A 2,497-nucleotide genomic window follows, 5' to 3' on the forward strand; every position below is an offset into this window, starting at 1 on the left:
CCCCCAGCCCCCAACGTTCCGGCGGCCGACGATTCGGCGTCCGGCAGCCCGGCGGGGCGTGGGGCTCCGGGCAGGTCGGCGGGCATCAGCCGAGCATCCGGCGGGCGACGGCGACCTGGCGGGTCGCGATGCGTTGCGTCCACTCCGGTTCGGTGACGCGCTGCCGGTCGTAATACGGGAGCCGGCGCGGCAGCTCGCCGAACCGCATCACCTCGGCGGACGGCCCGTCCTCCGGCGTGAGGTCGCGGGTGAGGCGCTGCCAGCGGAACTGCAGGTAGCCGCGGCGGTGTCCGGTGCGTTCGATCCAGTTGGCGAGGCCGGGGTCGCGTTCGCCGACCACGTAGCGGATCATGCCGTCCTCGTCCACGCGGGCCTGGTCCGCGGTGAGGCTCGTCTGGTGGTTGATGTAGTCGAGCGAGATGTACCACATGCTGCCGAGCTGGAATCCCTGGTAGGGCGCCACCGCGCGGTCCACGGCCGGGGCGGTGATCACCATGACCTCGTCGTCGCCCAGGTCGTAGTGGCCGACGGACGAGAACTGCGTGGCCAGCCCGCCCGGCGTGGGGCGCGGCTCCGTCAGCGTGTTGACCGGCAGCTTCAGGTAGTGCCATTCGGGAAAGGCCAGAAAGGTGCGCAGCCTGGCCAGGAGCATCTTGCCCGCGACCTCGTACCGCCTGGCCATCCGCCCGGACGGGACGGGCGGCGGCGACGTCCCGAGCGTGTCGGCGCGATGGATGCGGATCTCGCCCGGCCGCTCGTTCTCCCAGTCGCTGAACACCTCGCGGACGATCAGCATCGCCGAGCCCGGAGGCAGCGCGACGTACCCCGGACCCGCGTCCGGTCTCGGCGGCCCGAAGCGGAGCCGGAACGTGCCGTCCGCCGCGATGTCCAGCTCGCGGTCGTCGAAGGCGGTGAGGCTGTCGGGCGACCGGGTGGGCGAATAGTCGCCGTTCATGATCTGGAAGCTCAGATCGGCGGTCGTGCCGCGCCGCCCGGTGACCACGTATTCGGCGTCGTCCCGCAGGTATGCGTGAAAATACAGCGTGTCGGGATTGTCGAGCCCCAGCTTGGTGTAGGGCCCGGTGGAGGACGCGAAGTAGGGGTGTTCGTGCTGGTAGGCGCCCACCATGTGCAACGACGCCTTGATGCTGCCCGCCAGGTAGTCGAGCCCCTCCGCCAGATCCTGGTCGGACGTGACGTGCGGCGCGCTCCGAATGATCCGCTCCGCCTCCAGGACCGCTTCAGCGAACGACTGCGTCGCCGACCCGGAATGGTCGACGGGGCCGAGCTGGCTTGCGGCTGGGTCGATGGCCACCGGGCACTCCTGGGATCAGAAACGGCATGCAGCGCACGTCATCGAAACGGAGACGCTAGAACCCGTTCTATGTCGAGTCAACGGCGCCGTCCCGGTCACTGGGAGGTGGTGAACTTCAGGCTCGGCATGTCGTCCAGGGAGACCGTGTACTCGTACGTCCGGCGGTGGCCCGTGCGTTCGACGCGCCACTGCCCGTCCGCGCCCCGCCGGTAGGCGTCGTGGTAGAACGCGGCACCCCGGATGAGCAGGCGGTGCTCCGGAATGATGATCGTGTCGTCCAGCGACCAGATGCCGGTCGCGCGCTCACCGTCCACATCGATCTCCGGGCAGCCCGCGGTGTGCGTGGAAATCTTGTCGGGCCCGAGGTTCGCCCGCATGTAGCCGATGATCGCGTCCCGCCCCTCCAGCCTGAGCGTCTTGCCGAGCAACGGCGTGTCGTACTCCGCAACGGCCTCTTCGGTGAACACGTCGGCGAACTCGTCCCACAACTTCAGGTCGACGCACCGCAGGTACCGATGCTTCAACCGGCGGATCTCTTCCAGCGCAACAAGGTCCATGCCCCCAGCCTGCTGGATCAGCCCACCCCAGACAAGAACAGGTTCTAGCTCCGCCCTCCGGCTACATCCAGGCTCCAAGGACCGCCCGACCGCCGCGACCGCCTTGGAGCACAATGGCCAGCGTCCGACTCCAACCGCCCCGGAGAGACCGCGCGCCCACCATGAAAGACATCGGTCAGAGGCAACCACCGACAGGCGGCCGCTTTCACCACACCGCCGACTGGACGGCGCTGACCCACGCCTACGGCACCGCAGTCACCGTGCCCGAAATGCTGGAGCAAGTCGCCTCGGACGATCCGGCAATGGCCGAACGGGCCCTGCACAACCTGTCCGGCACGATTTACCACCAAGGCTGGGTCTACCCGGCGACAGTTCCCGCCGTCGCCGCGCTCTACGAGCTGGTCTCGCTTCCGGCCACCCACCATCGCCCGCGCATTCTGGGACTTCTCTCGGACATCGCCACCTCAATCTGGGACTTGGAGGAACACGACGAAACCGAATACGACACAGTCCTCGACTGGGCACGAGCGTCCCGCGCCGCAGTGGAGGCCGGCGTCCCAAAACTGCTCACCCTCCTGAACGACAGCGACCCGTCAGTACGGGCGGCGGCCCCGTTCGTCCTGGC

The 2,497-nt window shown here is 68.6% G+C and carries 2 protein-coding genes and 1 pseudogene; 1 reads left to right on the top strand and 2 read right to left on the bottom strand.

Going from position 1 to position 2,497, the window contains the following annotated elements; all coding sequences use genetic code 11:
* Positions 1–85: 85 nt before the first annotated feature.
* Together E1264_RS41930 and E1264_RS41935 are read right to left on the bottom strand one after the other, a co-directional pair.
* Positions 86–1,315, bottom strand: a complete 1,230-nt coding sequence (locus tag E1264_RS41930) for a hypothetical protein (protein ID WP_243711507.1) — start codon at positions 1,313–1,315, stop codon at positions 86–88.
* A 95-nt stretch (positions 1,316–1,410) separates the two neighbouring features.
* Complete coding sequence (locus tag E1264_RS41935) at positions 1,411–1,872, bottom strand: nuclear transport factor 2 family protein (RefSeq protein ID WP_132183046.1); 462 nt, start codon at positions 1,870–1,872, stop codon at positions 1,411–1,413.
* A gap of 161 nt (positions 1,873–2,033) precedes the next feature.
* Here E1264_RS41935 and E1264_RS41940 point away from each other — a divergent pair.
* Positions 2,034–2,497, top strand: a pseudogene (locus E1264_RS41940) (HEAT repeat domain-containing protein); the annotation flags it as partial.

Source organism: Actinomadura sp. KC216, from assembly GCF_004348535.1.
In the GTDB taxonomy this organism is placed as follows: Bacteria; Actinomycetota; Actinomycetes; order Streptosporangiales; family Streptosporangiaceae; genus Spirillospora.